The organism is Steroidobacter sp., from assembly GCF_016790065.1.
Taxonomy (GTDB): Bacteria; Pseudomonadota; Gammaproteobacteria; order Steroidobacterales; family Steroidobacteraceae; genus Steroidobacter.
Genome location: NZ_JAEUPY010000236.1, coordinates 1 through 1,680, shown reverse-complemented (window position 1 = coordinate 1,680; position 1,680 = coordinate 1). Strand labels below are relative to the sequence as shown.

Sequence of the window (1,680 nt, the reverse complement as noted above, 5' to 3'; positions counted from 1 at the left end):
GTCCTGCAGACCAAGCACAGGCGGCGAAGACGCTTGCCGGGCCGACACCGTGAGCGGTGCGCCGAGGAATAACGATGCACCCGCCCAGGCCATCAGCGCCTTGCGGGCAAACGAAAAGAACATTGCAAACTCCATCCGTGCGCACGAGGCGCACTGCTAAACCAGAGGTTCTGAATCGCAGTCGCGATCAGAACGCGGTATCGGTATCAGCGGATGGAGAAAACAGGAGGACCGCGTAACGGCGGTCGCCAATGCCCGCGCCGGGAGGCACGATTTGGATCGGAGGAAGGTGGAGAGAAAACAGCGATACACGGTTGCGCAACCAGGAAGGCGAGTGCAACCAGGCATGCCAACGGAATCCAGTTCGACCAGAACATGGATTGGAACGTGTTCTGAGCGCTCACCGAACCTTGCAGATCGACGACCTGATCGCCGGTTTCAGGAACGCTCTCGGGGTGGGGATGGGGATGTGGCTCCAGATCATGGCTATGACCTGAATGCACTTCCGCGCTCATCGAAGCTGCGGAACTGATGTGCGCATGACTGGTATCGAACGGCATCAGCAGAACGCTGAGGTTCAACAACAGACACAAAATGGCAAGGTAGCGGCGCACGCCCGGAGTCTACCCATTCCATCCGCGCGTTTACAACAATCTACACGCGGGAAGGATTACTTCAGATAGGACCGGACGATTTTGACCACTGATTCGATGTCCTGCAGGCGTTCCTTCTGCGGCAGCTTCGCGTCGCCGAGATGGTCGCGCAGGTGCCCCTCCAGGATCTCGGCCATCAGCCCGGAAACGGCGCCCCGGACCGCAGCGGCCTGCTGAAGTACGTCAGCGCAATCCCCATCCGCGTCGATGAGTCGCTCGAGTCCTTCCAGCTGTCCCTTGATCCGCCGCACCCGAGCGAGCAGCGGTTTCTTTGCCGTGATCGTATGACTCATCTGCTTCCCAATCCGTATACTGTGGGGGAGTATAGTACCGCACCGGACGAACATCGTGACCTCAGTCGCCGATTTCCTACATACGCACACTTTCGACCAGCAGGACCCGCGCGCCGAGCGCCGGACGCGGCTGGTCGTATGGCTCACTGCCACCATGATGGTCGTGGAGATCGTGGGCGGTTGGCTGTTGAACTCGATGGCGCTGCTCGCCGACGGCTGGCACATGAGCTCGCATGCGCTGGCGCTGGGCCTTTCGCTGCTTGCCTACTCTGTCGCCCGACGTTATGCGGCCGATCATCGCTTCAACTTCGGGACCTGGAAGGTCGAGGTGCTGGGAGGATATACGAGCGCGGTCCTGCTATTGGGCGTCGCTGCGCTGATGCTGTTTCAATCAGTCGAACGCATGGCCTCGCCGCGTCCGATCCAGTACGACGAGGCGATCGTCATCGCGATCATCGGCCTGGTCGTCAATGCGGTCAGCGCCGGCTTGCTCCAGGTTGGCGGGCATCACGCCCATCATCACAACGGGCATGATCATGAGCATGGACACGCACCTCATCATGACCTAAATCTACGCTCCGCCTATCTGCACGTCCTCGCCGATGCGGCCACCTCGGTATTCGCCATCGTTGCATTGATCGGCGGCAAATATTGGGGCGCCGACTGGCTCGATCCGACCATGGGCATCGTCGGCGCCGTGCTTGTCAGCGTGTGGGCCGTCGGGCGATTGCGCG

At 60.7% G+C, this 1,680-nt stretch carries 3 protein-coding genes; 1 reads left to right on the top strand and 2 read right to left on the bottom strand.

All coding sequences use genetic code 11. The features are described from left to right. Positions 1 to 206 precede the first annotated feature (206 nt). Both JNL55_RS10090 and JNL55_RS10085 read right to left on the bottom strand, forming a co-directional pair. Positions 207 to 560, bottom strand: coding sequence for a hypothetical protein (locus JNL55_RS10090; protein ID WP_293852612.1), 354 nt, complete (start codon positions 558 to 560; stop codon positions 207 to 209). Positions 561 to 670: 110 nt separating this feature from the next. Beyond that, positions 671 to 946, bottom strand: coding sequence for a metal/formaldehyde-sensitive transcriptional repressor (locus JNL55_RS10085; protein WP_293852610.1), 276 nt, complete (start codon positions 944 to 946; stop codon positions 671 to 673). A gap of 52 nt (positions 947 to 998) precedes the next feature. On the opposite strand from JNL55_RS10085, the gene dmeF reads away from it, so the two are divergent. Further along, positions 999 to 1,680 (top strand): CDF family Co(II)/Ni(II) efflux transporter DmeF (dmeF, locus tag JNL55_RS10080; RefSeq protein WP_415923050.1); only part of this gene is annotated, 682 nt, incomplete at its 3' end.